This window comes from Methylophilus aquaticus (genome assembly GCF_030769565.1).
GTDB classification, from domain to species: Bacteria; Pseudomonadota; Gammaproteobacteria; order Burkholderiales; family Methylophilaceae; genus Methylophilus; species Methylophilus aquaticus.
Window position 1 is genome coordinate 1 of sequence record NZ_JAVCAP010000005.1, and the last position, 4,294, is coordinate 4,294.

A 4,294-nucleotide genomic window follows, 5' to 3' on the forward strand; every position below is an offset into this window, starting at 1 on the left:
GCGTGGGTTCTTCGGGTACGTTTCATTGCTTTCTTTCTCTGCTTTCTGCCGCCTATCGGCTGCAAGGTTAAGCAAGAATATCACTTAAAACACTGTCCAGTTTTCCGGGTCCACCTCTAAGCGCATATTGAACAAGTGGTGTCAGCACAATCTGCCTATGACAATAGGCGGACAGAGGACCGCCAGGAAAGTCAAACAGCGGTCAGAAGAGTGACGTTTAACAACGTTAAACAGGCGCAGGGATCAGCCCCTAAGAGTCAAATCCATGGGCGAGCATGAGCCGATCGAGCTCAGCGATGTTTTCAGAGGTATGACACTTCAAAATACCAATATCTCGCTCATGAAAATTTAACTTTTCTACGGTATTGATGTTACTGGTAAAAGTATTATCAAGTTCGCCGCATAGGCGTGCGCGTCTGTTCACAAAATTCAGATAATCTTTTTTTCTCGCGTCTGACTGCGCCTGCGGAACAGAACTATCGTTCATGATCTTGGTGTAAGCGCCCCTGAGTCGCAGCTCCGAAACGCTCCAGATATTAAATACAATGATATTTCGAGAGGTGTTGTTTTGCAGCGCCTGATCAGAACCAACCGGCCCGGACGGGAGTGATGATGCAGCTTTCTCTGGCAGACTCGCTTCACTGGTGGTCACTGGCGCGAACGCTTCATTTTTTTTCGGCTTTTTGGCGACCTCGGCTGCCTCTGTTTTTAGATGTGTCGTTACAGGCACGGTTGCAGACACTGCTGACTGCTGCGGCACGGCTGGTTTAACCTCCACCACCGACTTTGGTGTGGCTTGCTCAGCTGGAGCATCACCATTTGCCTGATCTTCATCTTTCGCACCCGTTGAAATCAGGCCGACCACAATCACCCCAATCACACCGATTAAAATAATATTTAGCTTTCCAATTTCAATCATGCCAGTTTCGTAAATCGTATGCTTCGGCGCTGCTTGCTGATCTCTCCGCAAGCATGCAAATGCATTCTTTGCGCGTGTGCTTTGCGATCTCAGGGGGTTACTCATTCATTCAGTCCAATAACTAGGGATACAGGCGAATACTTGTTTAATCTATCACAATGCCTCAATAAGCCATAACATTCAACAATTCAACACCTGCCAAATAGAAAAGATCGCACTTTCAGCAATCACCATTTAATATCGTGCCTATTTTTATCTATAATAAAACAACGCATCAAGAGGAAAAGTCATGGATTTTAAAGTGTTTTCTGCGTTCTATTTAGTGCCTTTGATCATCTCGGCAATCGGCGGGTTAATTGAATTTCGCAACTGCGAATTTGATACGGCAAAGCATGCGCTTGGCAAAGCCTTCTTTCTCACCTTCAGGAGCATGGTGCCGGTGCTGAATATTTTTTCGGCGATTTTGTATTTGATCACCTGCGGCACATTTACCTGGAAAAGATCGCGCTTTTCACACAAATAACTTACACATGCTCGGCATACACCCAACCCTCCTGGCACTACATCACCACCTGATGCACGATGCGACCCACAGCATGCAGGAACTGTTGCCCATCAGCATGTGCAAGCCCATGCATCAGCAGTAAATGCATAGCCACCGCCATCCAGAACCAGACCTGAAAACGCAGTTTGCGCGACTTATGCCGTAACACACCCTGCGCCAACAGGGCGCCCGGCCAGCCACCCAACACACTCAACCACTGCAAGGTGCGTTCAGGCACACGCCACTCCCTATGCCGCGCAGCATCCTTATCCAGCCAATACACCAGAAACGTCGCCAGGCTGATCAGCACCAACCATAGCACCCCATGGACAGGAAGACGCGTTCGATACACCAGCACTGGTAGTACTGCCAATGCCACGCTACTTAACATCACGCGCAAGCCTGAGGGCATCACCGCCTTCTTTTCAATCCGGGATGGATTAGCCCGACCTCTCATACATTTCCCTGACCAGAAAATTGCATATATCTTAAACCAAGATCACCACGGACAAGTAAATAGGGCCGAGTAAAACGCGTCATGATAAAGTGCATCGTGCATACACGCCCTCGCCCAAAAGCAAAAGGCATCTCCTGAGAGATGCCTTTTTAGCATTGAGATCAATATGCAGTTAATCGAATGCGGTAGGGTTTGGTTCACCCCGTTCAAAACAAGTTACCTTGTTTCTAGCGGTCCTAGTGGCAAATCAAGCCCTCAACGCAATGATGCAGGGAAGCACTCTCAATGCCTATAGGAGTTTTTCCCGAATATAGAATGTGTACAATTTATTGCAATTGAAGGCATGTCTGCAAACATGATCGATGCATGGAACACTAGTTTTGATGATGATGTTCATCTTTCTGATCTTTAGCATCTTTACCATGATGGTGCTCATGCTCATCCGCGTGACCATCTTTACCATGATGGTGCTCATGCTCATCCGCGTGACCATCTTTGCCATGGTGGTGCTCGTGCTCATCAGCGTGACCATCTTTGCCGTGATGATGCTCGTGCTCATCCACATGACCATCGCTCCATTTATCGTCCGCAATCGCGCTGCCCGAAGCAGTCAAATACATCACACTCAAAATTAAAGCAGCAATAAAAGATTTGTTTTGCATGTGTTCACTCCATATTTGTGAGCATTCATTCTAGCCACTAAGCCATTTTCAAACAATTGATTATTTGTTTACTGATGGACAAAAAAAATCCAAGACATTCGAAGTGCCTCTTCACTCACACATCAAACCAGGCATGGTCAATGCGCAGGCGAGTCATCCAGGATTTAAACCTATTGAAAGTGATTACTAACACTCGATGGAATGGACCGTCTATTAAAAAATATAAACAGATATAACACGATACCACTATTGACCAGTAAAGCGATCAAGTTGAAATGCGTGTAATGGTGGAGCAGCGCATACACTTCATACGGGATCAGCACGCCAATACTGGCGATTCCCAACGTCCTTCCCCATTGGCGCTGATTCCACAAACCAACAGACTCAGAAAACTTGATGACGGTATACAGAAATGCGCAAGCGCTAGCAGCGATAATTTCCGCTCGGGTAAAATTCGCAGCCATCTTGAGCAACAGCCGCACATAATGCCCTTGAGGATTGATATGGAGTTGACTGACCAGTGCCTCTGATAGCTCACGCGCATTAAGATGAAAACTAAAAATAAAAATCAGCAACGCCACCAACATGAGCATGGCCTTACCACCCTCAAACAACGCAATTGCCCGAATGCCCAACCTGCTTGTAAATTTCAACCTAAACCCTTTATCAAATTCGCGCCTGCTCCCAACTATCTTAAATGAGAACCTGATATAAAGGTAGCTGCGTTTAAGATCACCTGCTCCCCATTTGTGGCGTCAGGACTATAACGAAATTCGACCTCACAGCCATTGCGACAAGATTCCGCCAGCAATTTACGCCCAGAAGTTAAGGCTCGCAAAATGATTTTCAAACGGACTTTGCTAACTTAAAAATGGTACGGTTTCTGGGCGCAGGTCAAATCGAAAACGGCGTCACAGCCATCTCAATCAGTTAAGTCCAATGGAGTTTGAAAAGTTACAGATTGGAACCTGATAATCGTCTAGTAAAGCGGGTGAAGTCCAGACAATGCTGTGGCTGAAAGCTTCTTTCAACTGCTGAAGCGGGAGAGAATCAAGCGCAAAATATACAACAACCGGGATGAAGCTAAACGGGATATCTTCGATTACATCGAGTTCTTTTACAACTCAAAACGAAGACACAATTCCAATAATTTGTTATCTCCGATAGACTTTGAAGAGCAGTTCAATCAATCGGCTGAACAGTGTCTACAAAGTTAGTGGCGATTCAATAAGATCAATTAACAAGTCACTCAGCAAATTTGTAAAATCCCAAATGTTTGTCTAGCGAATATAGAATAGTAGAAAGATTATTATTCGACAGGGATTTTATGGCATCAGCAAATATAAAACTAGGAGGCTCTTATGTTCTGGCCAACTGGGTACTGTTGTCAATTTCAACCGGTATATTCCTCTATTGCTATGCAGGTTCGAATATAAGCATTAGTTTGATTCCCGCAACTAATACAGACCCAAAAATAACGGCCTATACAGCGTTACTATTTTTTGGAATGGCATGGGTCTACCAAGGAATACAATGGAAACTTGAGACCCCTGCCTCGAAAGTTAGCTACCTCTCAAAAGGCGTACATATTGGAGTGAACCGCCCCGGTTTTCGAGGAGGCATGTTTGCCTAAGTTAATCAGCAATTGGCTGAGTAGCCAGTTGCTGATAGTAGTTTGCCTCAGCTTCTGCAGGAGGACAATAGCCGATTGA

General features: G+C 45.6%; 5 protein-coding genes and 1 pseudogene. 2 read left to right on the forward strand and 4 right to left on the reverse strand.

What is annotated here, in order from left to right:
- Nucleotides 1-250: 250 nt before the first annotated feature.
- Complete coding sequence (locus Q9291_RS03720; RefSeq protein ID WP_306388662.1) at nt 251-919, reverse strand: hypothetical protein; 669 nt, start codon at nt 917-919, stop codon at nt 251-253.
- A gap of 289 nt (nt 920-1,208) precedes the next feature.
- On the opposite strand from Q9291_RS03720, the gene Q9291_RS03725 reads away from it, so the two are divergent.
- Nucleotides 1,209-1,442, forward strand: coding sequence for a hypothetical protein (locus Q9291_RS03725; protein ID WP_306388663.1), 234 nt, complete (start codon nt 1,209-1,211; stop codon nt 1,440-1,442).
- Nucleotides 1,443-1,479: 37 nt separating this feature from the next.
- Here the strand turns inward: Q9291_RS03725 and Q9291_RS03730 are convergent, their stop codons facing one another.
- The 3 genes from Q9291_RS03730 to Q9291_RS03740 form a co-directional block, all read right to left on the reverse strand.
- Nucleotides 1,480-1,920 carry a DUF1294 domain-containing protein gene (locus tag Q9291_RS03730; RefSeq protein WP_306388664.1) on the reverse strand — a complete coding sequence of 147 codons (441 nt, stop codon included), beginning with the start codon at nt 1,918-1,920 and terminating at the stop codon, nt 1,480-1,482.
- A gap of 374 nt (nt 1,921-2,294) precedes the next feature.
- Nucleotides 2,295-2,582 carry a hypothetical protein gene (locus Q9291_RS03735; protein ID WP_306388665.1) on the reverse strand — a complete coding sequence of 96 codons (288 nt, stop codon included), beginning with the start codon at nt 2,580-2,582 and terminating at the stop codon, nt 2,295-2,297.
- A 170-nt stretch (nt 2,583-2,752) separates the two neighbouring features.
- A complete protein-coding gene (locus tag Q9291_RS03740; protein ID WP_306388666.1) occupies nt 2,753-3,235 on the reverse strand; it encodes a DUF2127 domain-containing protein in 483 nt (160 codons plus the stop codon).
- 348 nt (nt 3,236-3,583) lie between these two features.
- On the opposite strand from Q9291_RS03740, the pseudogene Q9291_RS03745 reads away from it, so the two are divergent.
- A pseudogene (locus tag Q9291_RS03745) lies at nt 3,584-3,799 on the forward strand (IS3 family transposase); the annotation flags it as partial.
- Between the last annotated feature and the right edge of the window lie 495 nt (nt 3,800-4,294).

What these genes read in the sequence shown, in the direction of transcription:
- Q9291_RS03720 (WP_306388662.1), bottom strand. Translation starts at nt 919, where the DNA reads ATGATTGAAATTGGAAAGCTAAATATTATTTTAATCGGTGTGATTGGG.
- Q9291_RS03725 (WP_306388663.1), top strand. Translation starts at nt 1,209, where the DNA reads ATGGATTTTAAAGTGTTTTCTGCGTTCTATTTAGTGCCTTTGATCATC.
- Q9291_RS03735 (WP_306388665.1), bottom strand. Translation starts at nt 2,582, where the DNA reads ATGCAAAACAAATCTTTTATTGCTGCTTTAATTTTGAGTGTGATGTAT.
- Q9291_RS03730 (WP_306388664.1), bottom strand. Translation starts at nt 1,920, where the DNA reads ATGAGAGGTCGGGCTAATCCATCCCGGATTGAAAAGAAGGCGGTGATG.